We start from the raw sequence: 25571 nt of genomic DNA, 5'->3' as shown, positions 1-25571 counted from the left end.
CTTCTCGCTTTTTATATGTCCTTACTTTTGCGCCATGGATTTATACACGGACAATTATTTTATGGGTGAAGCGCTCTACCAGGCACACCGGGCGGATGAAGCAGGTGAGATACCCGTTGGGGCGGTAGTGGTGTGTAAACAGCGTATCATAGCCCGCGCTTATAACCAGACTGAACTGCTGCACGACGTCACAGCCCATGCCGAAATACTGGCCATTACAGCGGCGTCGGAATACCTGGGTGCCAAGTACCTGCAGGACTGTACCCTGTACGTTACGCTGGAGCCTTGTGTCATGTGTGCCGGGGCACTGTACTGGGCGCAGCTGGGGCGGGTCGTGTACGGAGCCGGTGATGACAAGCGAGGGTTCAGGCGGCTGGGGAAGTCAGTACTTCACCCCAAAACCAGCCTGGATGGGGGTGTTAGAGAAGAGGAGTGCCGCCAGCTGCTCCTCAACTTTTTTCGCCGACTAAGAACATAAAAAAGATTTCCTCTGTTACTTAAAACGAAATCTAAATCTTGGTAACCTATAAACTATAATTTACAATGGCATTTACACTCGATCCACTACCCTACGCTAATGATGCCCTTGAGCCTCATATCGACGCTCAAACCATGGAAATCCACCATGATCGCCACCACCAGGCTTATGTTACTAACCTCAACAACGCCATAGCCGGTACAGACCTGGAAGGTAAAAGCATAGAGGAAATCCTTTCGGGATCAAACCTGCCTGCGGCGGTTCGTAATAATGGGGGTGGACACTGGAACCACACTTTCTTCTGGAAGACGCTTTCACCTAATGGAGGTGGTAGCCCCCAGGGAGAGCTAGCCCAGGCCATTGAGTCTAAGTTTGGTTCGTTCGATGCGTTTAAAGATGAGTTCAAGAAAGCTGCCGCTACCCGTTTTGGTTCGGGATGGGCATGGCTGATCGTAACGGATGGTGGTGATCTGGCTATTACTTCCACTCCCAACCAGGACAACCCGCTGATGGGTGTAGCCGAGGCTAAGGGTACTCCTGTAATCGGACTGGATGTGTGGGAGCACGCCTACTACCTCAAATACCAGAACAAACGTCCTGATTATGTGGATGCTTACTGGAGTGTAGTAGACTGGAATGCCGCTGAAGAAAACTATAAATCCGCCCGTCAGGCATAATACAGAGGTATAAAAGGATTATGACTTGTAAAAAAAATGCTTGTTTGTATTGCAAGCCATAATCCTTTTATATAGTTTTGTACTCTCAAAAACGGAGATTGTAGCTCAGTTGGTTAGAGCGCCAGATTGTGGTTCTGGAGGTCGCGGGTTCGAGACCCGTCTTTCTCCCTCTCATAAAGCCCCGCTAGTCGGGGCTTTTCTTTTAGGTACCTATGGAGTCTGTCCACCAGTATCTGTCCTTATCACTTGGTAGTTCCTTTACAACCTTTGCTGGTTTTGCTTGTTTATGTGTCAGGTCGACTGACCTGTATGCAACTCGTAACGTCTGTCCAATTCAGCAGTAACGTACCATCTTGATTACGCAGCAATCCATTCCCGTCCGAGCATCGCTGGTAGCTCCCGCTACCCAGCGGATCATCTACGTCGTATTATCACTAATGTACCTGGCGGGAGTCATCGGTCTGCAGGTAGAGGTGCTTCAGCCGTTTTTCCGTCCGCTCATTCCTCTCAACCTGCTCAGTTCACTGGGACTGCTGCTGCTTTTTCATACCGACTGGAACCGCTCTTTCCTGCTGTACTGCCTCACGGCCTTTCTGGTTGGCTTTTTTGTAGAAGTAGCGGGCGTCCATACCGGCCTTATTTTTGGCTCGTATCAGTACGGTCCGGCTCTGGGCTGGAAACTTTGGGAAGTACCTCTGGTAATCGGAAACAACTGGCTCATGCTGACCTACGCCTGTGGGAGTGTATGCGACCGCCTGCCCGCACCGGCCTGGACTAAGGCTATCGTGGGCGCTGCCCTTATGGTGGGGCTGGATATCCTGATTGAGCCGGTAGCAATCCACCTGGACTTCTGGAGCTGGAACACGCCAGCTATTCCACTTCAAAACTATGTAGCCTGGTACGTAGTTTCTGCTTTACTCCTCCTGTTGTTTTATCGCCTCCCTTTCATCAAGACAAACAAGCTCGCTCCTCTGCTGCTCCTGTTACAGTTCTTTTTCTTCGGGTTAAGTACCTTGTTTATTTTTTGGTAAACAGAAATTAAACAAATTTGGGGGCAGGTAGTTAGGTATATAACTGTCAGAACAGCTATATAGCCGATAAAGGAGCAACGGCCTTTTGAAGAAGCGCGGTAGACGCAAAGCCTTGGCGTTGGGTAGTTTAAGGGCAAAAGGTACCACTATACATTTGTGAGAAGGAGCAATAGCTTTTTTAGACATTACCGGCAACAGCAAATAAGTTAATCTTTTTCAGCCCCTCTTTCAGCAGACTATGAGCAACTATTCTATACGTGATCTTGAACAACTTTCGGGAATAAAAGCTCATACGTTACGTATCTGGGAGCAGCGGTACAATATCATTACCCCTAAACGTACCGATACTAATATCCGCCTGTACGACGACCAGGACCTGAAACTGGTTCTGAATATTTCGCTGCTGAAGGACCACGGCTACAAGATCTCCGAAATTGCGAAGATGAGTTTCGAGGAGATGAGCAATGAAGTAATAGCTATCTCTGATCAAAAGCTCAACTACCCCGATCAGATCCACGCGCTTACCATATCCATGATCGACCTAGATGAGGATCGGTTCGAAAAAGTAATCAGTACCAATATCCTGCAGTTTGGGTTTGAGAGTACGATGGCTCATATCATCTACCCGTTTCTAAGCCGCATTGGTACCTTATGGGTGACCGGCTCGATTGGGCCGGCTCAGGAACACTTCATCACGAATCTGGTCCGGCAGAAGATTATCGTAGCCATAGACGGACAGGTGGTGAAGCTGGGGCCTGCGTCAAAAAAATACCTGCTGTACCTGCCCGAAGGCGAGCTACACGAGATAAGCCTGCTCTTTGCCAACTACATCATCCGTGCCCGCCACAATAAGGTAGTATACCTGGGGCAAAGCCTGCCATTCAGCGAACTCGAGTTTGCCTACGACATCCACAAGCCCGACTATATCTTTACAGCCATTACGTCCGCTCCGGCCAATAGTGATGTACAGCCCTACGTGGATAGTCTTGCGGCACGCTTCTCCGAGTCCACCATTCTGCTTACAGGCTACCAGATAGTAGGGCAGGGTATTGACACGGCTGACAATACCCTTATCATCAATAAGATAGAAGATCTGATCAGAATTGTGGAGTCTTAGCTCACTACGTTCTGTGGTGTTCCTGCCTGAAATAATCTTATATTTTCAGCTGCCAGCTGGAGTAGTCGCTGCCGCGATTCAAAGAAAGCCCACGCTATATGGGGAGTAATAATGCAGTTAGGAGCCGATAGCAGTGGGTTGTCTGCTTGAGGCGGCTCCGAAGATAGCACATCCAACCCGGCACCGGCTATCTGTCCCCCTTGTAAGGCAGCGGCCAGATCTGCCTCGTTGATCAGCGGCCCTCTGCCGGTGTTGAGCAGGTACGCCGATGGTTTCATCAACGCCAGCGAATCAGCATTTACAATTTCACGCGTTTCCTCCGTAAGCGGGCAGTGCAGACTTACCACATCGCTGCTGCGGAAAAGCTCTTCCAGACTCACGTTTTTGAGCTGCTCATGGTCGGTCTGGGAGGGGTGCTTGCGGTATACCAGTACCTTCATGCCAAAAGCCAGCGCTATCTGAGCTACCTGCGTGCCAATATCACCCAGCCCGATCAGTCCCATAGTTTTACCGCTTAGCTCTACCAGAGGTGTTTTCCAGTAACAGAAATCGGAGGCCCGGGTCCAGTCGCCGCTGTGTACGCTCTGGCTGTGCAGCTCCACGTGGTTGGTGAGGGCCAGCAGGAGCGCAAAGGTATGCTGGGCTACGGAGGGGGAGCTGTAACCTTTAACGTTCGTTACCACAATTCCCTGTTTACGGGCTGCTTCCAGATCTACGTTGTTATATCCCGTGGCCGTTACGCCGATGTACTTGAGTCTGGGTAGCTGGGCCAGATGCTCCTCACGCAGCTCTAACTTATTGACCAGTACTATGTCGGCCTCTTTGGCTCTTTCTACGATTTGCTCCGTGGGAGTACGATCATAGATGGTAAGAGTGCCCAGCGCTTCCATGGGCTCCCAGCTCTGATCGCCGGGATTAAGGGTATAACCGTCGAGGATAACAATGTTCATAGGTAGTGGTAGTAGGTCAGGAGGTATCAGGTACCTCGGGTTGGTCTGTAAAGATTAGGAGGTACAGAAATGGACAAGGGCAAAGATCTGTATTTTTTCTAGCTACTTACAAATTCCAGCGCCCGCCTTTCGGCCCAGGTAAACTCATCACGAGCGACCATGAAGCCCACGTGCCCGCCCAGGCGGGGCGTCTCCAGATAAATGTGGGAATGCTGCTGAGCCAGGGCAGCCGGTGCGCACTGGGGGGTAAGTATAGGATCATTCTGCGCGTTGACAAGGAGCACGGGTACTTCTATGCCCGGCATGTAGTTGAGTGCGGAGGCCTGGGTATAAAAGTCGGTGGCGTCGCGGTAGCCTCCCAGCGGAGCCGAAAACGCCTCGTCAAAGTCCTGCCACACCTGTACCGATTTGAGCTTGGTAATATCCAGCAGCCCCGGGTGCAGTTCCGCCTTCATCAGTACCTTCCTGGTGAGCTTGCTAAGAAAACGCTTTTTGTAAAAACGGTTGGAGGGATTGTCGAGGATGCGGGCACTCGAGCCCAGGTCAACGGGCGCCGACACGGCTACCCCTTGACGTATTACATCCGGAGCCCCCTTGCCGTGTACGCCCAGGTACTTCAGCGTAATGTTACCGCCCATGCTGTAGCCTACCAGCGCTACCTCTTCGTACTGTTTGGTGCGCAGCGCGTGCTGGATCACCTCGTGGATATCGCCGATCTCCCCGTGGTTGTAGAGACGGAAAGCACGATTCATCTCCCCACTGCACGAACGGCAGTTCCAGGCCAGTACATCCCAGCCATTCTGCGCGAACAGCTTAGCGGTGCCCATGATGTAGGGGCGGCGGGAGTCGCCTTCGAGGCCGTGGGTCAAAATAACGAGCCGCTTGCTTCCTTTATCCACCCAGTCCAGATCCAGAAAATCACCATCCGAGAGGTCCAGCCGCTCGCGCTCGTATACCAGGCCCTTTACCTTACGAAAAGCGCTGGGTACGATGGTCTGCAGGTGTTCGTTGTACAGGTAGCGAGGAGGGCCGGGGTAGGAAGAGTGACGTAAAACAGGCATGGGATGGACTGCTTATGGTGTGATACTGATAAAAATAAAAAGAGTCTGTACACTCACGTACAGACTCTTTTAACGATTTCAGACCCCTTGTGGTTCGGGCTTATCTATTATTACCGGGGCTTCCGGTGCCCAACCTACCGGCCCCGCCGCCTTGCTGCTGTTCCTGCTGCATAGGGTTGGGAGTGCGGCGCTGCTGCTGCTTATAGAGCTGGAAGCGGGTTGGCTTCTGCACCGGCGGGAATGAGTTATTACTGGTTTCGATATCAGCAATCTCATTAAATGGATCGAGCGTCCACTGTACCACCTTTTTCTTCGTAGAGATTACCTTGACGATCTGCTGGTTGTTAAAGCGCCAGATCTCCGCCGGGTAGCGGGCTACCGAGTCGGTTCCGTCTTCAAACTCCATCCTGATGATTACCGGCATCACCACGCCCCCCTGGTTTTTCAAGGTGAGGGTATAGAAGTTCTGGTTGGTCTGTATCAGCTCACGCTCTTCGGGCGTCAGCGTAGCCAGGTACTCTTCGTATCTCTGACGATCAGCCGGAGTTACCTTATACGGATCGTAGCTGTTGTAGAAGTCACGCATGGTCGAATCCTGTGCGACTACTGTCTTATCCTTGGCCTGAGCATCACGGATCTTGCTCATGGTTTGTGAGCGGCGAGCCGCTTCTTCGCGGGCGAGGGCTTTCTCAACTTCTGGGTTCTGCGTATTCAGATTGTACCACTCCACATTCACCACTGCCTGGTCTACCGGCTCTACTCCGTAAAACCAACCCTTCCAGAACCAGTCCAGATCTACCCCCGAGGCGTCTTCCATGGTACGGAAGAAATCAGCCGGAGTCGGGCTCTTGAAGCGCCAGCGGTTGGCGTACTCCTTGAAGGCGTAGTCAAACAGTTCACGGCCCATTACCGTCTCGCGCAGAATGTTCAGCGCGGTAGCGGGCTTGGCGTACGCGTTAGGTCCCAGACCAATCACATTGTCCGATGAGCTCATGATGGGTGATAGTACTGACTTGTCCGACGACATGTACTCTACAATCTGCAGGGGCTCGCCACGGCGGGTAGGGTAGTTATAATCCCACTCCTTCTCGGCCAGGTACTGGCAGAAGGTGTTCAGGCCTTCGTCCATCCAGGTCCACTGACGCTCGTCGGAGTTCACGATCATGGGGAAGAAGTTGTGACCAACCTCGTGGATGATCACCCCGATCATGCCGTACTTGACCTGCTCGGTATAGGTGCCATCCGCCTCAGGACGGCCGCCGTTAAAGCTGATCATGGGGTACTCCATACCACCACCGGGTACCGCGTGGCAGGAGATTGCTACCGGGTAGGGGTACTCGAAGGTACGGTTACCGTACGACTTCAAGGTATGCTCAACGGCGCGGGTAGAGTACTGCCCCCACAGCGGGTTACCTTCCTTGGGGTAGTACGACATAGACCAGATCTTGCGGCCGTTGCCGTACACGTCGGTCTGCATGGCATCCCAGATAAACTTGCGGCTGCTGGCAAAGGCGAAGTCACGTACGTTGTCAGCTTTGTATACCCAGGTCTTCTTGCCGGTAGGCTTGCCTTTTTCGGCCTGCTCCGCTTCCTGCTGCGTTACAATCACTACGGGTACCTTCGAGGTCTCCGCCTTCTTCATGCGCTGACGCTGCGTAGTGGTAAGTACCTGCGCGTAGTTCTGACATTCGCCGGTAGCGGCTACCACATGGTCGTTGGGTACCGTGATGGCTACTTTGTAGTTACCAAAGATCAGCGCAAACTCGCCCTGACCCAGGAACTGCTTGTTCTGCCAGCCGTTGACATCGTCGTAGGGAGCCATCCGGGGGAACCAGTGCGCGATGAAGTAGTTGTAGTTGCCGTCTTTCTCAAAGAACTCGTAGCCACTGCGGCCGTAGTACTCAGTAATGTTGTAGTTCCAGTCGACGCCAAAGACCACGTTAGCACCCGGCTTCAGCGGGGTAGGCAGGTCAATGCGCATCATGGTGTTGTTGATGGAGTAGGGGAGCGGCTTACCGGCTTTGTCTCTGACGGCCGTAATCCTGTACCCGTACTCACTGTTGGGCTTGTTGCCGTGGCTGCCATTGGAGCTGAGGCTCTGGAGCTGACGGGCCGAAGCACCATTGGGACCGATAGCGCCCGTGTTGGTCACGCCCGAGATCGATCCTTTCTCAAATATATTCTGGTCCAGCTGCAGCCACAGGTAGCGAAGCTCGTCGGGCGAATTATTGAAGAACGTAATGGTTTCGGTACCGGTGATACGCTGGTTCTGGTCGTCCAGTTCGGCTTTGATGTCGTAGTCGGCGCGCATCTGCCAGTAGTCGCGGCCCGGCGCTCCGGAGGCCGTGCGGTAGGTGTTGGGGGTAGGGAGGGTGGTACCCAGTTGCTCAAAGCTATCATTGGCGTTGAACCTCTCGGAGGTTGGAAGCCGCTGTGCCTGGGCACCCGTTACCAGCAGACACGCTACCACAAAAGCAAAGAGTTTTCTCATGGTTTGGTTTACTGTGATGAATGGATTGGATTAGGCTAGGTCTTTTTTAAACTAGTATTTTATTCAACAGGCAGGCCCGTCAGCTCTCTAAACAGCTCATTATTGATAATCAACGATATAGCCATACCGGCAATTATACCCGAAAGGATGTAATTCCAGTTGTGCTTGGAGGAGCGGAAAAGCTCTACTATGGCAAAGGCTATGATCAGAACAACAAACACGATCAGAATCTGCCCCAGCTCAAGACCTACGTTAAATGCCAGCAGTGGCTCCACAATACTGGCTTCGCTCCCCAGCAGGCTCCTCAGGTAGGTCGAGAACCCCAGCCCGTGGATAAGGCCAAACAACAGAGCCATCGGGTACCGCAGGGGCGAACTCTTCTCTCTAATAGAGAGGGTAGTCTTGGGTGTCTGGTGGGTAAAGTTCATGCAGGCCGTAAACAGGATTGTAATCGGGATCAGCAGCTCGATCACATCTGACCGTACATTGATGATATTGAGCGTCGCCAGCGCCAGAGTTACCGAATGCCCTATGGTAAAAGCCGTGACAAGAATGAGTACTTTCTTCCAGTCGCGTAGGGTATAGATCGCACAGAGCGCTATCACAAAGAGTATATGATCATAGCCATTGGGGTCAGTGATATGTTCAAATCCTAGTTGGAGGTACGCTTGAAATTCAGACATGATTTGTACTTGTTAAAGCAATAAAGTTAAAAAAGACTTGGCTAAGTCCCTAAAACAGTTGAAAAAAGAGGGTACAAAGGCCGCAAGGTCTTACTTTTTTGTCAAAAAAGTAAATCAAATAGCTCTGTAAGCTTTATGATACCTGGCTACATTATTGCTATCGGCCTTTACTAAACATGGTACCTGGTGCCTCTCCGATGGTAACAGGTACTCTGACAACTATATTGTATTTTTCTTCTGTTCTATTTCCGGGTGCAAAATCAGTTTTATTTCACTCCTACTATAAGGCTTCAAAAAGTACTACTTCTATGGTCCGGGCTTGTGGAACGGGGAGTAGATAATCTGCTGATTGTAAGAGGATAAAATGTCCTGCTACCTCTGATAGTAAAGGATATTTGTACCCATTAGATACTTTCTGTAAGCGGATAAATAGTAGCTGTGAAAAGCAGCTATATTGCTTTTGTGATAAAGAGGGAAGACACAGAAATGGTACGAAAAGTGTGGGATTGTAACAGTAATTGCCTTTTTTTGAGAACTGGTTGATACTAAACCCTCCTGTTACGTAATGAAAATGTCCGTAAAAGTAGTGCTCCTGGGCCTTGCGGCCTGGGTAGGAACAGCCCTTGTTGAGCCGGTACAGGCTCAGATTAAGACCGACGCTCCTGCTCCCGAAAGTACCAGTACCATTGAGTCACTGATTGATTTCGCCGAGCGCCATCTGCATATCCCCTACCGCTCAGGGGGCGAATCCAGGAAAGGTTTTGATTGCTCAGGTTTTGTTCGCTATATCTTCTCCAACTGGGGCCTCTCATTACCCCACTCCAGCGCCGCGCAGGCCAACAAAGGCCAGGAAGTAGATATCGCCGAGGCGCGCCCCGGCGATCTGATCTTTTTTAAGGGAAGTAATACTAAAAGTACGCAGGTCGGCCACGTAGGTATTATCACTGAGGTTACTCCCGATTACGTACGCTTTATTCACTCGGCGTTCAAAGGAGGTATTCGCTACGACCTGCTCCAGTCCCAGTACTACCGCAACCGCTTTATGGCGATCCGTCGTATCCTTACTCAGGACGATGAGGGGTAAAAACGAGTAGCAGTAGCCTGTTACTGAGTTATCTCCAGTAATAGCTCCGGCTGATCTGTCGTGATGAAGTCAACGTTCCGTTCCAGGAACCAATCCATCAGGCTCCGGTCGTTGACAGTCCAAACGTTTAGGGTCAGGCCCTTCTGCTGCGCTTCCTTGATCCAGTTCTCATTCTTCTTGTAAACGGTGTGGTGGTAGTCGAGGCCGTATAAGCCATCCGCTGCTACCTGCTCCGGTGTCTTATCGCCGTTCAGGTAGGCTACCTGCGCGGACGGATCCAGCTCCTTTACTTTTTTACATACGTCGTAGTCAAAGCTGATGTAGTCGACCAGGCTGCGCGTTTTGGTCTTGCGAACCATCTCCACACACTTCTGAGCCAGCGCCAGCGAGCGCTCCTTTCCGAGCTGCGAAGCCTTGATTTCCAGAACGAGCCGCGTACGCTTCTGCTTTTTACCTGCGTTCAGGTAAGCTTCCAGCGTAGGTAGCGACTCGCCGTTGCTCAGTTTGATAGCCGAGAGCTGAGCGGCCGGAGTAGTCTCCAGAGCTACCCCCTGAATGGTATGGTCATGGTTGATAACCAGTACCGAATCAGCCGACATGTGTACGTCAAATTCGCTGCCGTAGCATCCCAGCTTGATGGCATGCTCCAGGGCAGCAATTGAGTTTTGGGGGGCGCCAGTGTTTTTCCAGGCTCCTCGGTGGGCTATTACCTTGTTGGCTTTCTTTTTGGTGACGGTCATACTCTGGAAGGTAAGCGAAGTCAGAAAAAGTGCGGTAAATAGTAAGGCTCTTTTCATTAGTAGGGTAAAGGGTAGGTTAGGAACGCAATTTACTATAAAATGAAAGAAGAGGTTGTTACGATTTTGTAAAGGATCAAAGGCTCTACTCCCGATGATGCTCAGTACTGGTACTGTAGATATCCTTCTGTAGCTTTAGCTTGTATGCGCGCTGCTTCTGCCGGATACGCAGCATGAGCCAGATGACACTCGCCAGGATCACGATGGAGTAGTCGTTACTGTCGCGGGTGCCGTAAAGAAACCAGTGGTTATTCGTAAAAGCGTGAAAAAGGGCCGCAAAGGGAAGGTTACGGGTAGTATGGTAGACAAAGAAAAAGGCAATCCCCATCGAGAATGGACTCCATAACGATGAGAGAGGTACCTGGTCTCGGAGGAGATAGGCAGGTATATGTACCACCGTAAACAGAAGCAGCACGCCCACGTACAGCAGCCACGCCCTGGGCTTCTCCAGCTTTCTGCTTTCGGCGTACCGTACCGGAAGGTACCTGAAAAGATATTCCTCGATCAGAGCACCGGGTAGCGAGTTGAAAAGAAATATCGAGAGGAAACGGACGAAGCTTTCGGACGAGTTGGGAAACAGGAGGCTGGAAGAACGCTGCAAGGTATAGATACCGGTAAAAAGCAGCCAGAGCCCTATGCCAACGCCCAACCCGACTGCCCAGGCTCGGGCCCTAAAAGGCTGATACAACCAGGAGCGGGAGGCATATTTCTGAATGAGGTAGTACGTCAGGGCGATCTGAAAAGCGTATACGACCATTCCATACAGCAGACTTTGCCACAGTACTTTCCACAGTTGCTGGATGCCGTCGATCAGGAACAGCAGGTTAGCTACTGTTGCAAATAATCCATTGGCCAGCAGGATATACCAGAGATGTCGTTGCTTCATCAGTTACGGCTACTTATTTACTACTTCCTCAGGTAGTACAGGTACTACTTAATAAAGTAAACGCTTTTAGAGGCCTCCTCATTTCAGAAACCTGACAAATGAAAAGCAGTTTTTATTACTCCTCTAAAAACCGGAATTTTATAGGTACTACCTATGAAGTACCAGTAAATTAAAGGGAAAGCAGGTAATATACCCTATACATATTGGTGAAGGCGGCGGCCGCGTGGAGGAAGGGAGAAAGTAAGTGAGAAGTGAAAAGTGTAGAGTGAAAAGCGGAGTTTTGCTATATGTAGAAACGCACTATTTTGCATCTCTAACCAATGCCTGCTGCTAACCCCGGAGGGCTAAAGAAAAGCGGGACCGGCCTAGTGGCCAGCCCCGCAAACTATGCAAACAGATACAGGGTCAAATTTAGAAATGACGCTCTCCTACTTCGCGTCTACCCAACATGACAGCACCAGTCATCGCAATCAGGAACAGCACCGACGCCAGCTCGAATGGCAGCAGATAATCTCTGAACAGCACGGCTCCCAGGCTCTCTACCATACCTACCTGCGAGTTGTACTCGTAAGGGTTGTACGAGCCAACGATGGTCTTACGGTACGCTCCGAACAAGATCACGAACAGAGTACCCGCTACGATCATGGCTGCTATCTTGGTCAGATTGGTTTTTGCTTCCTCGTCTTCTTTCTTCATGTTCAGGAACATGATCACGAAGAGAAAGAGTACCATGATAGCTCCGGCGTACACAATGATATTTACCGCCGCCAGAAACTGCGCATTCAGCAGGATGTAATGGCCTGTCAGACAGAAGAATGTCAGGATCAGGTAGAGCACACTGTGAATGGGGCTACGCGAGAAAACCACCATGAGGGCACTGAGTACTGTCAGGAAAGACAGGAAATAAAAAATCGATAACGTCGGATTCATAAACAGGTAATGGTCACTTTCCGGAGCGGCGACTACCGCGCGGCAAAGGTATAAAATTAGTTAGATTCAGGGAATAGCACGGGGCTCTACGTTCGAAACTTCGCCTCTGGCTTTCTTCTCGTCCAGCTGACGGGCTTCTTCTTTGGTCCAGGCTTCACGCTTGTAGCGGTTGTTCATATCCTCTACCAGCATATCCTTACCCCAGATCACCTGATCGCGCTCGACAAAGACGGGTACCATCTCGTCGTGACGCAGGTATACGGCCTGCTTGGGGCATGCTTCCTCGCACAGTCCGCAGAAGATGCAGCGCAGCATGTTTACTTCGTATACAGCGGCGTATTTCTCTTCACGGTACAGATGCTCTTCACCCTTCTCACGCTCGGCAGCTACCATCTGGATAGCTTCGGCCGGACAGGCAACGGCGCACAGACCACAGGCGGTACAGCGCTCGCGTCCCTGATCGTCGCGCTTCAGGATGTGACGCCCGCGGAACACGGGGCCGAGGTAGCGCTTTACCTCAGGGTACTGTATGGTTACTTTCTTTTTGAAGAAATGCTTGAGCGTAATGGCCATACCCTGCGCAATAGCGGGCAGGTAGGCGCGTTCGGCCAGAGTCATTTCTTTATTGCTAACTTGCTTAGAGCGATTGGTCAACTGCATGGCATGTATGGTTGCAGGGTACGGGGTTACTTAAGCAGAGCCGAGAAATAAGGCTCCAGAAACAGTACTCCAGTACCTGTGATAATTATATTAAGAATAGCCAGAGGGATCAGTCCCTTCCAGCCCAGGTTCATGAGCTGGTCGTAGCGGAAGCGTGGCAGTGTCCAGCGTACCCACATGTAGAAGAATACGAAGAACAACGCCTTGCCAAAGAACACGGCCGTACCGATCAGCGTAGCGGCATTGTGACCCGCTACCTCACCGAAAGCTCCGGTTAGTTGGGTGTATACCCAGTCCATACCGGGGTAGTTGTAGCCACCAAAGTACAGCGCTGAGATTACAGCCGAAGAGATAAACATGTTGATGTACTCAGCAAACAGGTAGAAACCCAGCTTCATACTGCTATACTCCGTGTGGTATCCACCTACCAGCTCCGTTTCACACTCAGGGAGGTCAAAGGGCGTACGGTTACACTCCGCAAAGGCACAGGTGATGAATATGATAAATCCGAGTGGCTGGTACCAGATGTTCCAGTTGCCTCCGTGCTGCTGCTCTACAATCGCCCGCAGTGACAGCGAACCAGTCATCATCAGAATGGCTACAATGGCCATACCCATGGCTATTTCGTAGCTGATGTTCTGAGAAGCTGCCCGGATAGCACCCAGCAGAGAGAACTTGTTATTGGAAGCCCAGCCTCCCACCATGATTCCGTATACTCCCAGCGATACCACACCGAAGATGTACAGAATACCAATGTTGGCTTCTACGGCCTGTACGGCTACTTCCACGCCATCGTAACGAATCGTATCTCCAAAGGGGATAACGGCACTCGCCATCAGAGCAGTAAGCATAGCCAGCGCAGGACCAGCAATAAACAGCCACTTGTTAGCCTGGGCAGGGATGAAGTCTTCCTTAAAAAACATCTTACCGGCATCGGCCAAGGGCTGCAGCATTCCAAACGGCCCCGCCCGGTTGGGACCGATACGATCCTGGATAAAGGCAGCTACTTTACGTTCGCCGTAGGTAGAGTACATAGCGATCAGGAGGGTTAGTCCAAAGATCACCAGTATAATAATGGCCTTAATGATGAACTCAGTTAGTTCCATGGTAGTATACAGCCGGAGGAGCTGGTGCGCCTCCGGAATAGATTGTTATTAGATGGATCAGTTCTTTTCGGCCAACTGTGAACGGTGGTTGGCTTTGTCATTATTTTCAATACTCAGCTGACGAATCTTGTCCTGATCTGTCACGAACTCGCGGCTGTCCTCAATGGGCTTGTACTGCGAATCAGCCAGCTTCAGAGCAAAATCAGGCTTCTTTACCAGGTCCGCACGGTACTTATTCGCCGAGATTACCGAGCTGCGCAGTACCTTGGTAGGTCCTTCGATGGTCCAGTCGCTTGTATTCTTCTTCTCGAAACGGCAGGTGTTACAGATAAACTCTTTTACCTCACCCCACTCGTTCTTGCGAGCCGTCACCCGGATTACCTCTTCACCCCGGTACCACAGCGTCACGTTACCACTACAGGTAGGGCAGTCGCGGTGGGCATCCACGGGTTTGGTAAACCATACACGGTTCTTGAAGCGATAGGTTTTGTCGGTCAGAGCTCCTACGGGACATACATCAATGACGTTTCCGGAGAAGTCGTTATCAATGGCTTTCTCAATGTAGGTACTGATTTCGGCAGCATCGCCCCGGTGCATTACACCGTGCACCCGCTTATTTGTAATCTGATCAGCCGTGAATACGCAGCGGTAGCACAGGATACAACGCGTCATGTGCAGCTGGATGTACGGACCCAAGTCGTGCCGGTCAAAGGTACGGCGCTCTTCCTCGTAGCGGGTTTTGGCCGCTCCGTGCTCATAAGCAAAGTCCTGCAGGTGGCACTCACCAGCCTGGTCGCACACGGGGCAGTCCAGCGGGTGGTTGATGAGCAGGAACTCCACTACGCCTTTGCGGGCTTCCAGTACGGCCGGATTGGTGGTGTTCTCTACTACCATACCGTCCTGTACCTGTGTGATACACGAGGGTACCAGCTTAGGCATAGGGCGCGTATCCTTGGCGGAGCCCTGGGTTACCTTTACCAGACAGGCGCGGCACTTACCGCCCGTTCCTTTCAAAGGCTCGTAGTAGCACATGGCCGGTGGTACCAGGGCATCGTTTGATCGGTCCGCTTCGGCGATCTTACGGGCAGCCTGCATAATGGTAGTACCCGGCTCCACTTCGACTTCAATACCGTCGAAGGTTATTTTGAATAAAGTTGGTTTGGTCTCTTCCATTGTTCTTCAATGAGGATTGAGTGAATGAGTGAATAAGTGAATGAAAATTCTCTAACTCTCTCAATCACTCATTCAAAATTACACTAAGGCCGCTGAACCCATGTATACCGCGCCGGGGCGGGTAGCCTCCTGCGGATGGGTCACGTGCCATTCAAACTCTTCACGGAAATGACGAATGGCACTGGCTACCGGCCAGGCTGCCGCATCCCCGAGCGGACAGATCGTATTTCCTTCTATTTTCTTTGATATATCTACCAGCAGGTCAATGTCGTGCATGCTACCGTGGCCGTGCTCAAGACGGTGGAGTACCTTCTCCATCCAGCCGGTACCTTCACGGCAGGGGCTGCACTGCCCGCACGACTCGTGGTGGTAGAAGCGGGAGAAGTTCCAGGTATTACGTACAATACAGGATGTCTCGTCAAATACGATGAATCCACCCGATCCCAGCATGGTACCGGTGGCAAAGCCACCGTCGGAGAGTGACTCGTACGTCATCAGACGATCTTCACCGTTGGCGGTCTTGGTAATCAGGTGAGCCGGCAGTATGGGTACTGACGATCCTCCCGCTACTAATGCCTTAAGGTAGTGGCCGTCGCGTACGCCGCCGCAGTATTCATCTGAGTTCAGGAACTCATCTACCGATACACCTAGCTCAATCTCATACACACCGGGCTTCCGGATGTGACCTGAGGCCGAGATTAGCTTGGTACCGGTACTGCGTCCCACTCCGATGGCGGCATAGGCATCACCCCCGTTGTTGATGATCCAGGGCATGTTAGAGATGGACTCCACGTTGTTCACTACCGTTGGGCTCTGGTACAGACCCTTGATAGCCGGGAAAGGAGGCTTGTTGCGAGGGTTACCGCGCTTTCCTTCCAGCGATTCCAGCAGGGCCGTTTCTTCACCGCAGATATAAGCTCCACCTCCGGGCTGTACTACCAGTTCCAGGTCGTAGCCTGTACCCAGGATGTTCTTACCCAGGAAGCCTTTTTCTTTGGCCTCTTCGATGGCTCTTTCCAGGATGCGGATCACGTACATGAGCTCGCCCCGTACGTAGATGAACGACTTATTAGCACCCAGCGCAAAGCTTGACACGATCATCCCCTCTATAAGCAGGTGGGGGATCATCTTCATCAGGTAGTGGTCCTTGAAGGTACCGGGCTCTGATTCGTCCGCATTACATACCAGGTAGCGGGGTACTCCTTCCGGCTTGGCCAGAAAGCTCCACTTCATTCCCATCGGGAATCCGGCGCCGCCTCGTCCGCGTACGCCTGATTTCTTCGCCTCTTCCACTACCTCTTCGGGCGTCATGGTTTTGAGCGCTTTCTCTACAGCCGTATAGCCCCCGTGCTTGCGGTACACCTCAAAGGTGTCGATGCCGGGGACGTTTATATATTCGGTTAAGATCTTCTTTGCCATTATTCTATATAGTATAGCAGCTTACAGCAGCTTATTTGCTTAACTCGTCAATGATCTCATCAACCCGCTCCCGGGTGAGATTCATGTAGTACTTCTCCCGGATCTGGAACACAGGTCCCCAGCCACAGGCGGCCAGGCACTCTACCTCCTTTACGGTAAACTTGCCGTCGGCCGTAGTCTGTCCGGCTTCCACACCCAGCTTTTCGCGCAGGTAACCATACACATCCTCACCACCCATCAGGCAGCAGGGGCCGGTACGGCAGTACTCAATGACGTGTTTTCCGACAGGATCCAGGTGGAACATGGTATAGAAGGTAGCTACCTCGTATACCTCAATAGGTAGTATGCTCAGTAGGTCAGCTACGTAGTCCATTACCTCCGGGCTTACCCATCCCCACTGTTCCTGAGCCAAGTGCAGGAGGGGCAGAAGCGCCGACTTCTGACGGCCTTCGGGATAGCGGGCTATGATTTCCTTTGCTTTTGCCAGGCGTTCCGGCGTGAATGCTACTGTATTAGGTGCTTCGGTCATTATCTTTCTACAGGAAGGATTCCAATGGTTAATTTACGCGTCCAGCTCTCCGGCAATTACGTTCAGACTACTCATGATCAGGATGGCATCCGACAGGGTCGTGCCTTTGCACATCTCAGGAAACGCCTGGTAATAGATAAAGCTGGGACGTCGGAAGTGCAGACGGTAAGGGGTCCGGCCTCCGTCACTGATCAGGTAGAAGCCCAACTCACCGTTGCCACCTTCTACCGAGTGGTATACTTCACCTACCGGAGCGTCTATCTCACCCATTACAATCTTGAAGTGGTAGATGAGAGCCTCCATACTGCGGTATACCTCCTGCTTGGGAGGCAGGTAGTACTCAGGAGCATCGGCGAAGAACGGACCTTCGGGCAGGTTGTTCATAGCCTGCTCAATAATCCTCATACTCTGCCACATCTCCTCATTACGTACCATAAACCGGTCGTAGGTATCGCCGCTCTGGCCTACCGGAATAATAAAATCAAAATCTTCGTAAGAAGAGTAAGGATTCATCACCCGTACATCGTAGTCAACCCCGGCAGCACGCAGGTTAGGTCCGGTAAATCCGTAGCTAAGTGCCCGCTCGGCCGAAATAGGACCTACGTTGATCGTACGGTCCATGAATATACGGTTACGGTTGAAGAGGTTCTCAAACTCTTTCAGAACCGGTGGCAGCGTTTTAAGCATCTCCCGGATCTTCCGCAGAGCCTCGTTAGAGAAGTCTCTTTCCATACCGCCTATACGACCCATGTTAGTCGTCAGACGGGCTCCGCATATCTCTTCGTATATTTCGTAGATCTCTTCCCGCTTCTCCATCAGGTACAGGAAGCCGGAATAGGCTCCGCTATCCACCCCGAGGATCCCGTTACAGATCAGGTGATCACTGATACGAGCCAGCTCCATCAGGATTACCCGGATGTACTGCGCCCGCTTAGGTACTTCTATGCCCAGCAGCTTTTCTACCGTCATGTGCCAGCCGAAGTTGTTGATTGGTGACGAACAGTAGTTCATGCGGTCGGTCAGGGTCGTGATCTGATAGAACGGACGACGCTCGGCTATTTTTTCAAATGCCCGGTGGATGTACCCAATGGTCTGCTCGCCCGACACGATCTTTTCGCCATCCATCTGCAGGATGTTCTGAAAGATACCGTGGGTAGCCGGGTGGGTAGGACCCAGGTTAAGCGTAGTGAGCTCACCTACCAGCTCGGGGTGGTCTTTCCGGGCCGGAAAGTTTTTATTAGGTACTAATTCTATATCTGCCATTGTACTTGCTCTGTTAGATAGTAAGGGTTAACGGCCAAACAACGCATCGGTCTTATCCTGACGCGTAGCATCCTCCATCGGGTACTGCTTCCGCATCGGGAAGTAATCCATCTCCTCGATGTTCAGGATACGTCTCAGGTCGGGATGACCGTCAAAGATGATCCCGAAGAAGTCGTACGTTTCCCGCTCCATCCAGTTAGCGGAGGCATACAGGGGAGTAGCCGTTGGAATATGAATATCTGCTTCGGCCAGAAACACCTTGATCCTTACCCGGAAGTTCTGGGTAAGGCTATGGATGTGGTACACGACCGCAAACTCCTGTCCCGGACTGTCCGGATAGTGAATGCCGGTGATATCCGTCAGGAAGTTAATCTTAAACCGGTCATGGTGAAACAGGTACTCTAGTATGGGTATGATCTGCTCCCGGGTAGTAGTAAGGGTTAACAGTCCATACGGTTCTTCAAAATCATATACATCGTCGCCGAACTTCTTGACCAACTCTTCGGCTACTTCCTGATTGCTAAGCATAGGATGGTTTATTGTATTTTATAAGATTCCAGCAGGTGTTGATACTCTTCCGAGTTTCGACGACGCAATGATTCGTTGCGTGTCAGCTCCTGCACCTGCATCAGACCTTCCAGGATCTGCTCGGGACGGGGTGGACAGCCTGGTACGTACACGTCCACAGGAATGATACGGTCTATCCCCTGCAGTACACTATAAGTATCAAATATACCACCACTGGACGCACAGGCTCCCACGGCCATTACCCAGCGGGGTTCGGCCATCTGCAGGTATACCTGCTTTACAACGGGCGCCATCTTTTTGGCAATAGTACCCATCACCATCAGCAGGTCAGCCTGGCGGGGCGAAAAGCTGGGACGCTCCGAACCGAAGCGCGATATATCATAATGGGCACCCATAGTTGCCATGAATTCAATACCACAGCAGGATGTGGCAAAAGGCAGTGGCCACAACGAGTGACTACGTGCCATTCCTATCACCTGGTCTAGTGAGGTAGCAAAAAAACCAGCTCCACTGTATCCATCCGGGGCCTCCACCATCTTTACAGAGCTCATAGTAATATAGATTTTATAGTAATCAACTAATTGAACTAATGGCTTACTCCTCCCACTTAAGAACGCCCTTGCGGATAATATAGTAGAAGCCAGCCAGCAATAAGGCCATGAACAGTAGCATCTCGATAAAGCCGAGCAAGCCCAGCTGTCTGAAATTAACCGCCCACGGGTACATAAAAATTACTTCCACGTCAAACAGTACGAACAGGATCGCAACCAGAAAGTACTTGACGGATATAGGCGTACGGGCATTACCCTTTACTTCTATCCCACACTCAAAGGGGTCATCCTTGAGGCCACTCTTGCGGCTGGGTCCAATGAGGTGGGTAACAATCATCGTACCGACAATAAATGCCAGCGCCAGACCAAGCTGTACCACGATGGGTAAAAAATCAGAAGGGAGATAAGTCGTATTCATAGTTCTTCTTGGTTTCTTAACATATTTTAGATAAGAAACGTTTACTAACGATTGTTCGGGCAAGTATAGTATTGCTGTAAAATTACAATTTGCAAATTTATCAACCAAATAAGGTCACTAGTCTAGCCTACAGAAAAAGTACAAAAAAGGCTCCTGATACCAGGAGCCTTTCGTTATGCCTTTCGTTATATTGGTTATATAATTAGTCTATTATTATCTTTTTGGATACATCCGTTCCGGCTGCCTTTACCTTTATGATGTACATGCCGGGAGGCAGTGTACTGGCATCAATGGTACGGCGCTCGCTCAGGGTCGGGATAGTCTGGGTGCGTAGCATTACACCGTTTACCCCGAAGAAGGTCACCTGGGCATCCGTCAGGTCCTCCCGGGTTTCGATGGATAGTACACCACCGCGGGCCGGATTAGGGAATATCACAACGGTTTCACCCTCAGAAGGAATGTAGGCGATCGGAGACGAAAAAGGCGAGTAGCAGGTAAGCTGGTTATTATTGCCCAGGTTGTACACGGCTTTGGCCCGGGCTGTATAGTCGCCGGTCTCTACGGCTTTGATCACACTTGATCCCGAGCTCAGGACCTGATCGTTGCGTTTCCAGTCGTAGGTTACCGACAGATCCTGACTGGGGAGTGTAGCCTGCATACTGAAAGGTCCCGACTGTACTACTGTAGGCTGTGGTACCGCGGGCCGGATCGTCAGGCCGACCGGCGCCGATACGTCCGATAAGCATCCAAACACATTCTGAGCCCGTACGGTGTAGTTGCCACTTTGCAGGGCGCGGGTGGCCCGGCCGGTGGTACCGTTACTCCATAGAAACTGGTCAGTGCCGCCCGAGGCCGACAGGACCAATCCTGAATCAGCACACGCCTGCTGCTGGCCTCCCGGAATTACGGTAGGGGTGATGGGTTTCACGGAGTTTTCTACGGTTACGGCCTGGCTCAGGTAGGCATTACCGTTGGCATCTTTCAGTGTAGCCCGGTAGGTACCCGGCGAAGATACGTTGATGGTACGTCCCGACTGTCCGGTGCTCCAGCTATACGATGAGTAGCCGGCAGGCAGCGTAAGGCTCACGGCGTTGTTGTCCGAGGCGCAGGCGGTAGTTACCACCGGAATCGCCGCCGGTGTCAGCGGAGTGATCGTAGAGAAAAAGGTAGTATTCAGGGTATTGTCCCAGGCGTTGGCGAGGGCTGTAAGCGCCTCATCGCCTATAAAGTGGATACCATCCGGACGTGTCACATTGATCTTATCCGTTTCGGGACCCGGATAAGTACTGTTAAAAGGTGTGTTGATGACGGCGTTCTGTGCATCTATGATAGCCTGACTCGTAAACTGCTGCCGGTTATCAGCGGTGGCGGTGCGGGAGGTACGGGCAATCACCCAGGTGATCCGCTTGTTGATATCTCCGCTCAGCCGGTTGATCAGAAACTGCAGGTGCTCCTGGTACTCGCTCTTGCTCATGTTGAGGGGGTGCGTGTCGGTTTCGCCCTGCATCCACAGGACGGCCCGTGCCCCCAGTGTATTGACATAGTGGCGGGCGGCAATGGCCAGGTTGGCGTAAGGCATCTGAGGCGGATACACAAATCCTCCGTATACGTTATAGGTAGTTTCACCTTTAGCGCTCTGGGTCCAGTTACGGATGGAGGTACCTTCCCAGGCTGTGTTGATAAACAGGATGGGTACGTTCAGCTTGCGGGCCAGCATGTCGCCCAGTAGTCCCCAGTTCCAGGCCGACTGGCCATGGGGGCCTACCATCGCGTTGGAAGTAAGCTGAGCAAAGGTAGGAGCAGGAGGATCAAAGAGAGAGTTAACAATATTGTCGTAGGCTATGTAGTTGACCCGGTCGTCCTTGGCACTGGGGCCGGGGTAGTTTCTAAGCCCCTGCGCGTTGGATTGACCCGCGATCAGAAACACTTCTCCCACTCCCATACGAGGTACCACATCGCGGCCTACTACCGTTTGGTTCTGAAGGCCCCGGACTTCCAGCGTGTACCATCCGCCCTGCAGGCGAAGTGTACCCAGGAAAGTACCTCCGGTAGGATTATTCTGAAGAGTAGCCCAGTCCGTGCCAATACCCTGGCCCGGTACGACCGGTACCGCCCTTACTTCCACCTTATCAATAGGTTGAGAGTACGTACCTGTGATCGAGAGGGTAGTCTGGCCGGTAATATCCCGCTGGTATATGGCTCTGTCAGTAGGGGAGGTAATCTTGATCTGGGCACTAGCCACTACGGGAATACACACAATCAGTAACCAGATCTTAATAAATAAATGACAAGTAGAGGATTTACGCATTGGCAAATTATATAAAAATGACTCAACTTCCGACTCCATTACAACTATATACGAGGTAGTACCTATCAAGGTAAGTCCACGCCCCAGAGAAGCGTGGACCTACTTGAATCGACTACAAATTTATAATATTATTTTTGCTACAATACACCAATTTTATTTTTGCGGCAAAGAGTTACTTCTACGCGTCAGCGGGCCAGAATAACTTTACGTACAGCGGTGAAAGTACCCGCCTCGATACGGACAATATACACCCCATCGGGCAGAGTAGACAAGTCCACTACCTTGCGCTCCTCAAAGGACAGCGAAGTAAAGGTATGAACCAGATTTCCTCTCAGGTCGTACAGTTGAACGGTCGCATTCTGCAGGTCCTGCAGGGTCTCGAACGTAACCAGTCCGTCTATGCTCGGGTTGGGGTAGATGCTGAACCCGCCGGTGCTCATATCTACTTCGAAGCGGAACAGCTCTGACTCTACGGAGCTGCAGGTAAGGGTAGGGCTGTGGACTACAAAGCCCCTCACGGAGTAGGTACCCGACTGACCGGCTTTGATCAGCGACAGCCCCTCGTCCTGGATGGTAGCTCCGTCGCGTTTCCATTCGTAGCGCTCGGCTTCCACGGCGTTTTCTGCCTCAAGTGTAAAAGTGCCCGCCTGCCGGATCACGGGCTTCTCGGGAATGGGATGAGCTACTACACGCAGGGAGGAAGTATAGGGCGAAAAGCAACCATTGGTCCCCTGTACCCGGGCCGCGTAGTTGCCGGTCTGGGTAACGGTAATAGTAGGCGCCGCTACGCCGGTATTCCACGAAACAGGACCAATACCGGTAGCCGAAAGGATTACCTCGTCCCCATCACAAAAGCTGGTGGGTCCCTGTGCCGTCACAGTAGGCATAGGGGGCAAAGGCAGGGCATTGACCCGAATCCGGTTGGAAGGGTCCGACAGACAGCCAAACTCGTTACGGGCCTGCACGCTGTATTCGGCCGTTTTATTGACCGATACATCCTTGCTGCTTTCGCCGTGGCTCCACAGGTAGCCCAGGGCCGGAGTCGACTGCAGCAGCACGTTATCATCCGCGCAGAAGGTCGTAGGGCCAGCCGCCGTAATGGTAGGGCTCGCGGGCAGTGGGTTCACTACCACTTTCACCACTGAAGAGGCCGGCGACGTACAGCCGTTGATATCCGTAACGGTAAGCGAGTAGTCGCCGGGGGTACGTATTTCGTGCTCGCGTCCCGTATGGCCGGTACTCCACCGGTACATGTGTTCCGGGCTGGACTGCAACACTGTGTAGTCCCGGTCGCAGAAGGTAGTAGGGCGCAGGGGCGTAATAGAGGGAGCGGCCGGCAGCGGATTGACCTTTACATCTACGGGGCGGGAGGTATTCTCGCAACCGTTGGCATCGCGTACGCGTACGGTATAGGAGCCCGTCTGCGCTACGGTGATGGCCTGTGCGGTAGCCTGGGTAGACCACATATTCCCGCTGGAGTAGCTGGAGGTGAGCGTCACGTTACCGCCCTGGCAGAAGGTCGTATTGCTGCTGGCCGAAATAACGGGCTGGGCCGGTAGCGGATTGACCACTACGGCTACGGGAGCCGACTCAGACGAAAAACAACCCTGCTCATCCACGGCTCTCACCCGGTACTCACCCGAGGTACGTATGGCTACTTCCTTGCCCTCCATCCCGTTGGACCAGGCGTTTCTGGGAGCGCTGGATACGAGCTTTACTTCTCCTCCCTCGCAGAAGGTAGTAGGGGCGGTTACGGTAATGCTGGGAGTAGCCGGAGGTGGGGTAGGGAGTACCGTAACGGCCACACGCGATGAAGTGGCCTGACACCCGTAGGCGTTCTGGACGGTAGCAAAAAACTCTCCGGCCGCGCTTACCGTAATGCGCTCCTCGTTTTGGCCGTTATTCCACGTTACCTTGCCGGAGCTGTTGGCGGACAGTACCGTCGTACCGTTCTGGCAGATCGGGTTACGGCCTTCTATGGTCACATTGGGAGAAGAGGCCCGTACATTATCCGGTATTCTGATCTCAGGCGTATACATGACGTTTCCGGCGCCATCCCGTACCCGGGCCTTGAAGGTACCCGGCCCTACGGTAATGGTGCGGTCGCCGGCGCCGTTGTTCCAGTTGACGGCGGAGTAGTTGCCTTCGACGGTAAGCGTTAGGGTATTGTTTTCGTTGGAGCAGTTATTTACAGTCACCCGGGGGAGAGGCTGGGCTTTGTAGGGCTCCGAACGGTTGAAGAAATCATCATTCAGGGCATTGTTCCACATATCCCCCAGGATCACCAGTCCCTCGTTGGCAAAGTGGATGCCGTCGCTGCGGTGATGGTTGGGGATGTTGTCCGTCTCGGGGCCGTAGAAGGTATTGGGTACCGACGATGCTACATTATTTTGCCCCTGTATCACCTGACCGCTGGTACCGCCTCCCAGCGGAAAGTAGGAAACCCGGGCTATTACCCACGAAAGGTTCTTGCCGGATTCGTTACGGCTCTGCTCGATCACGGTCCGCAGGTCGTTGGCATAGGTGGATGCGCTGGTGTTGGTGTAGGTGTCCGACTCACCCTGGTGCCAGAGTACACCCCTGACACCCGTCAGAGGCACGTAGTACTGCATGGCCAGCCGCAGGTTGGCATAAGGCATGCCCTGCGGATAAGGACTCCCGTCAAACACGCCGTAGGCCGTGCCGTGGATGCTGTCCCGCCAGTTCTTGATGGAGGTACCGTACCAGGCCGCATTGTAGAACAGGATCGGGACGCCCAGCCGGTTGGCCAGTTGGTCACCTAGCCTTCCCCACGACCAGGCTGAATTACCACGGGGGGAGATAAAAGAATTGTCATTCAGATGGCTGAACTCCGGCTCGGGAAGATTATCGTTGGGTCCGTCGTTGTTGTAGTAGTTGATGGTATTGACGCGGTCGTCGCCTGCACCGCGGGCGCCGTAGCCCTGGTACCCCTGCGCATTGGACTGACCCGCGATCAGAAATACCTCCCCGATCCCTACGCGCGACAGGGACGCGCTGCCGACCTGCTGGCCGCCGCGCCACATACGTACTTCCAGGGTATACCAGCCGCCCGACCAGTCGAGGCTGCCGTAAAACTGCCCTCCCTGCGGGTTATTCTGGATGGTGATCCAGCCGGAATGATTACCCCCTTGTACAGGTACCAGCTGGGCTTCCACCCGGTCGGCCGCTTCGGAATAGCTACCCGCTATGTAGATAGTAGCTGAATTGTTTTTGTCCCGCTGAAAGACCTCTCGGTTTTTGGGGTAGTTGATGCTTACCTGACCAAGTACTTCCGGCAAAATAAAAGCTACACTCCCAATAAGTGTAACCACTAATAGACGTAAAGTATATTTCATGCTAATAGATGACTTTCCAACCGTTTTCACCCTGCAAATCTCGGGTTACAACGATCGGAAAGCAACTTTTATTCC

23 protein-coding genes and 1 tRNA gene are annotated in these 25571 nt (G+C 52.3%); 6 read left to right on the top strand and 18 right to left on the bottom strand.

Annotated elements, in window-relative coordinates; genetic code table 11:
* Positions 1-34 precede the first annotated feature (34 nt).
* The 5 genes from JTN23_RS20945 to JTN23_RS20925 all read left to right on the top strand — a co-directional run bounded on the left by JTN23_RS20945 (position 35) and on the right by JTN23_RS20925 (position 3303).
* Complete coding sequence (locus JTN23_RS20945; protein ID WP_247237020.1) at positions 35-478, top strand: nucleoside deaminase; 444 nt, start codon at positions 35-37, stop codon at positions 476-478.
* Between the two features lie 65 nt (positions 479-543).
* Positions 544-1155 (top strand): superoxide dismutase, encoded by a 612-nt coding sequence (locus tag JTN23_RS20940; protein WP_247237019.1) that lies wholly within the window; start codon positions 544-546, stop codon positions 1153-1155.
* Between the two features lie 93 nt (positions 1156-1248).
* Positions 1249-1324, top strand: a tRNA-His gene (locus JTN23_RS20935).
* Positions 1325-1508: 184 nt separating this feature from the next.
* A complete protein-coding gene (locus JTN23_RS20930) occupies positions 1509-2186 on the top strand; it encodes a carotenoid biosynthesis protein (protein WP_247237018.1) in 678 nt (225 codons plus the stop codon).
* A gap of 238 nt (positions 2187-2424) precedes the next feature.
* Positions 2425-3303, top strand: a complete 879-nt coding sequence (locus JTN23_RS20925) for a MerR family transcriptional regulator (protein WP_247237017.1) — start codon at positions 2425-2427, stop codon at positions 3301-3303.
* On the opposite strand, the gene JTN23_RS20920 is transcribed toward JTN23_RS20925, so the two are convergent.
* The 4 genes from JTN23_RS20920 to JTN23_RS20905 all read right to left on the bottom strand — a co-directional run bounded on the left by JTN23_RS20920 (position 3300) and on the right by JTN23_RS20905 (position 8488).
* Positions 3300-4253, bottom strand: coding sequence for a D-2-hydroxyacid dehydrogenase (locus tag JTN23_RS20920; RefSeq protein ID WP_247237016.1), 954 nt, complete (start codon positions 4251-4253; stop codon positions 3300-3302). The genes JTN23_RS20925 and JTN23_RS20920 overlap by 4 nt on opposite strands.
* A gap of 98 nt (positions 4254-4351) precedes the next feature.
* Entirely contained in the window at positions 4352-5314 is a 963-nt protein-coding gene (locus JTN23_RS20915) for a YheT family hydrolase (RefSeq protein WP_247237015.1), read from the bottom strand.
* A 100-nt stretch (positions 5315-5414) separates the two neighbouring features.
* Complete coding sequence (locus JTN23_RS20910) at positions 5415-7805, bottom strand: M1 family metallopeptidase (RefSeq protein WP_247237014.1); 2391 nt, start codon at positions 7803-7805, stop codon at positions 5415-5417.
* Positions 7806-7864: 59 nt separating this feature from the next.
* Positions 7865-8488: a HupE/UreJ family protein gene (locus JTN23_RS20905; RefSeq protein WP_247237013.1), complete on the bottom strand. Its 624-nt coding sequence runs from the start codon at positions 8486-8488 to the stop codon at positions 7865-7867.
* Between the two features lie 565 nt (positions 8489-9053).
* Between JTN23_RS20905 and JTN23_RS20900 the strand changes: the two genes are divergently transcribed.
* Positions 9054-9572: a C40 family peptidase gene (locus JTN23_RS20900; protein ID WP_247237012.1), complete on the top strand. Its 519-nt coding sequence runs from the start codon at positions 9054-9056 to the stop codon at positions 9570-9572.
* Positions 9573-9592: 20 nt separating this feature from the next.
* On the opposite strand, the gene JTN23_RS20895 is transcribed toward JTN23_RS20900, so the two are convergent.
* The 14 genes from JTN23_RS20895 to JTN23_RS20830 all read right to left on the bottom strand — a co-directional run bounded on the left by JTN23_RS20895 (position 9593) and on the right by JTN23_RS20830 (position 25496).
* Positions 9593-10369, bottom strand: coding sequence for a glycerophosphodiester phosphodiesterase (locus JTN23_RS20895; RefSeq protein WP_247237011.1), 777 nt, complete (start codon positions 10367-10369; stop codon positions 9593-9595).
* Positions 10370-10454: 85 nt separating this feature from the next.
* Positions 10455-11255, bottom strand: a complete 801-nt coding sequence (locus JTN23_RS20890; protein ID WP_247237010.1) for a CPBP family intramembrane glutamic endopeptidase — start codon at positions 11253-11255, stop codon at positions 10455-10457.
* 411 nt (positions 11256-11666) lie between these two features.
* The gene (locus JTN23_RS20885; protein ID WP_247237009.1) at positions 11667-12185 is read right to left on the bottom strand and encodes an NADH-quinone oxidoreductase subunit J family protein; all 519 of its coding nucleotides are present in this window, start codon (positions 12183-12185) and stop codon (positions 11667-11669) included.
* 66 nt (positions 12186-12251) lie between these two features.
* Entirely contained in the window at positions 12252-12845 is a 594-nt protein-coding gene (locus JTN23_RS20880; RefSeq protein ID WP_247237008.1) for a NuoI/complex I 23 kDa subunit family protein, read from the bottom strand.
* Between the two features lie 26 nt (positions 12846-12871).
* Positions 12872-13951 (bottom strand): NADH-quinone oxidoreductase subunit NuoH, encoded by a 1080-nt coding sequence (gene nuoH / locus JTN23_RS20875; protein WP_247237007.1) that lies wholly within the window; start codon positions 13949-13951, stop codon positions 12872-12874.
* A gap of 57 nt (positions 13952-14008) precedes the next feature.
* Positions 14009-15124, bottom strand: a complete 1116-nt coding sequence (locus JTN23_RS20870) for an NADH-quinone oxidoreductase subunit G (RefSeq protein WP_247237006.1) — start codon at positions 15122-15124, stop codon at positions 14009-14011.
* Positions 15125-15202: 78 nt separating this feature from the next.
* Complete coding sequence (gene nuoF / locus JTN23_RS20865) at positions 15203-16543, bottom strand: NADH-quinone oxidoreductase subunit NuoF (RefSeq protein WP_247237005.1); 1341 nt, start codon at positions 16541-16543, stop codon at positions 15203-15205.
* A 31-nt stretch (positions 16544-16574) separates the two neighbouring features.
* Positions 16575-17075, bottom strand: coding sequence for an NADH-quinone oxidoreductase subunit NuoE family protein (locus JTN23_RS20860; RefSeq protein ID WP_409049467.1), 501 nt, complete (start codon positions 17073-17075; stop codon positions 16575-16577).
* Between the two features lie 30 nt (positions 17076-17105).
* Complete coding sequence (nuoD, locus tag JTN23_RS20855) at positions 17106-18335, bottom strand: NADH dehydrogenase (quinone) subunit D (RefSeq protein ID WP_247237003.1); 1230 nt, start codon at positions 18333-18335, stop codon at positions 17106-17108.
* Positions 18336-18362: 27 nt separating this feature from the next.
* Positions 18363-18863, bottom strand: coding sequence for an NADH-quinone oxidoreductase subunit C (locus tag JTN23_RS20850; RefSeq protein ID WP_247237002.1), 501 nt, complete (start codon positions 18861-18863; stop codon positions 18363-18365).
* Between the two features lie 8 nt (positions 18864-18871).
* Entirely contained in the window at positions 18872-19414 is a 543-nt protein-coding gene (locus JTN23_RS20845) for an NADH-quinone oxidoreductase subunit B (RefSeq protein ID WP_247237001.1), read from the bottom strand.
* Between the two features lie 43 nt (positions 19415-19457).
* On the bottom strand, positions 19458-19832 hold the full coding sequence (locus JTN23_RS20840) for an NADH-quinone oxidoreductase subunit A (RefSeq protein WP_247237000.1): 375 nt from the start codon (positions 19830-19832) through the stop codon (positions 19458-19460).
* Positions 19833-20034: 202 nt separating this feature from the next.
* Entirely contained in the window at positions 20035-22140 is a 2106-nt protein-coding gene (locus JTN23_RS20835; protein ID WP_247236999.1) for a T9SS type A sorting domain-containing protein, read from the bottom strand.
* A 185-nt stretch (positions 22141-22325) separates the two neighbouring features.
* Positions 22326-25496, bottom strand: coding sequence for a sialate O-acetylesterase (locus JTN23_RS20830; protein ID WP_247236998.1), 3171 nt, complete (start codon positions 25494-25496; stop codon positions 22326-22328).
* Between the last annotated feature and the right edge of the window lie 75 nt (positions 25497-25571).

It is taken from the genome of Telluribacter roseus, assembly GCF_017355915.2.
In the GTDB taxonomy this organism is placed as follows: Bacteria; Bacteroidota; Bacteroidia; order Cytophagales; family Spirosomataceae; genus Telluribacter.
This window is presented reverse-complemented; position numbering and strand designations above follow the sequence as displayed.

What these genes read in the sequence shown, in the direction of transcription:
- JTN23_RS20895 (WP_247237011.1), bottom strand. Translation starts at nt 10,369, where the DNA reads ATGAAAAGAGCCTTACTATTTACCGCACTTTTTCTGACTTCGCTTACC.
- nuoH (WP_247237007.1), bottom strand. Translation starts at nt 13,951, where the DNA reads ATGGAACTAACTGAGTTCATCATTAAGGCCATTATTATACTGGTGATC.
- JTN23_RS20870 (WP_247237006.1), bottom strand. Translation starts at nt 15,124, where the DNA reads ATGGAAGAGACCAAACCAACTTTATTCAAAATAACCTTCGACGGTATT.
- nuoD (WP_247237003.1), bottom strand. Translation starts at nt 18,335, where the DNA reads ATGGCAGATATAGAATTAGTACCTAATAAAAACTTTCCGGCCCGGAAA.
- JTN23_RS20905 (WP_247237013.1), bottom strand. Translation starts at nt 8,488, where the DNA reads ATGTCTGAATTTCAAGCGTACCTCCAACTAGGATTTGAACATATCACT.
- JTN23_RS20900 (WP_247237012.1), top strand. Translation starts at nt 9,054, where the DNA reads ATGAAAATGTCCGTAAAAGTAGTGCTCCTGGGCCTTGCGGCCTGGGTA.
- JTN23_RS20925 (WP_247237017.1), top strand. Translation starts at nt 2,425, where the DNA reads ATGAGCAACTATTCTATACGTGATCTTGAACAACTTTCGGGAATAAAA.
- JTN23_RS20920 (WP_247237016.1), bottom strand. Translation starts at nt 4,253, where the DNA reads ATGAACATTGTTATCCTCGACGGTTATACCCTTAATCCCGGCGATCAG.
- JTN23_RS20845 (WP_247237001.1), bottom strand. Translation starts at nt 19,414, where the DNA reads ATGAGCTCTGTAAAGATGGTGGAGGCCCCGGATGGATACAGTGGAGCT.
- JTN23_RS20880 (WP_247237008.1), bottom strand. Translation starts at nt 12,845, where the DNA reads ATGCAGTTGACCAATCGCTCTAAGCAAGTTAGCAATAAAGAAATGACT.
- JTN23_RS20945 (WP_247237020.1), top strand. Translation starts at nt 35, where the DNA reads ATGGATTTATACACGGACAATTATTTTATGGGTGAAGCGCTCTACCAG.
- JTN23_RS20840 (WP_247237000.1), bottom strand. Translation starts at nt 19,832, where the DNA reads ATGAATACGACTTATCTCCCTTCTGATTTTTTACCCATCGTGGTACAG.
- JTN23_RS20835 (WP_247236999.1), bottom strand. Translation starts at nt 22,140, where the DNA reads ATGCGTAAATCCTCTACTTGTCATTTATTTATTAAGATCTGGTTACTG.
- JTN23_RS20940 (WP_247237019.1), top strand. Translation starts at nt 544, where the DNA reads ATGGCATTTACACTCGATCCACTACCCTACGCTAATGATGCCCTTGAG.
- JTN23_RS20910 (WP_247237014.1), bottom strand. Translation starts at nt 7,805, where the DNA reads ATGAGAAAACTCTTTGCTTTTGTGGTAGCGTGTCTGCTGGTAACGGGT.
- nuoF (WP_247237005.1), bottom strand. Translation starts at nt 16,543, where the DNA reads ATGGCAAAGAAGATCTTAACCGAATATATAAACGTCCCCGGCATCGAC.
- JTN23_RS20830 (WP_247236998.1), bottom strand. Translation starts at nt 25,496, where the DNA reads ATGAAATATACTTTACGTCTATTAGTGGTTACACTTATTGGGAGTGTA.
- JTN23_RS20885 (WP_247237009.1), bottom strand. Translation starts at nt 12,185, where the DNA reads ATGAATCCGACGTTATCGATTTTTTATTTCCTGTCTTTCCTGACAGTA.
- JTN23_RS20915 (WP_247237015.1), bottom strand. Translation starts at nt 5,314, where the DNA reads ATGCCTGTTTTACGTCACTCTTCCTACCCCGGCCCTCCTCGCTACCTG.
- JTN23_RS20890 (WP_247237010.1), bottom strand. Translation starts at nt 11,255, where the DNA reads ATGAAGCAACGACATCTCTGGTATATCCTGCTGGCCAATGGATTATTT.
- JTN23_RS20850 (WP_247237002.1), bottom strand. Translation starts at nt 18,863, where the DNA reads ATGCTTAGCAATCAGGAAGTAGCCGAAGAGTTGGTCAAGAAGTTCGGC.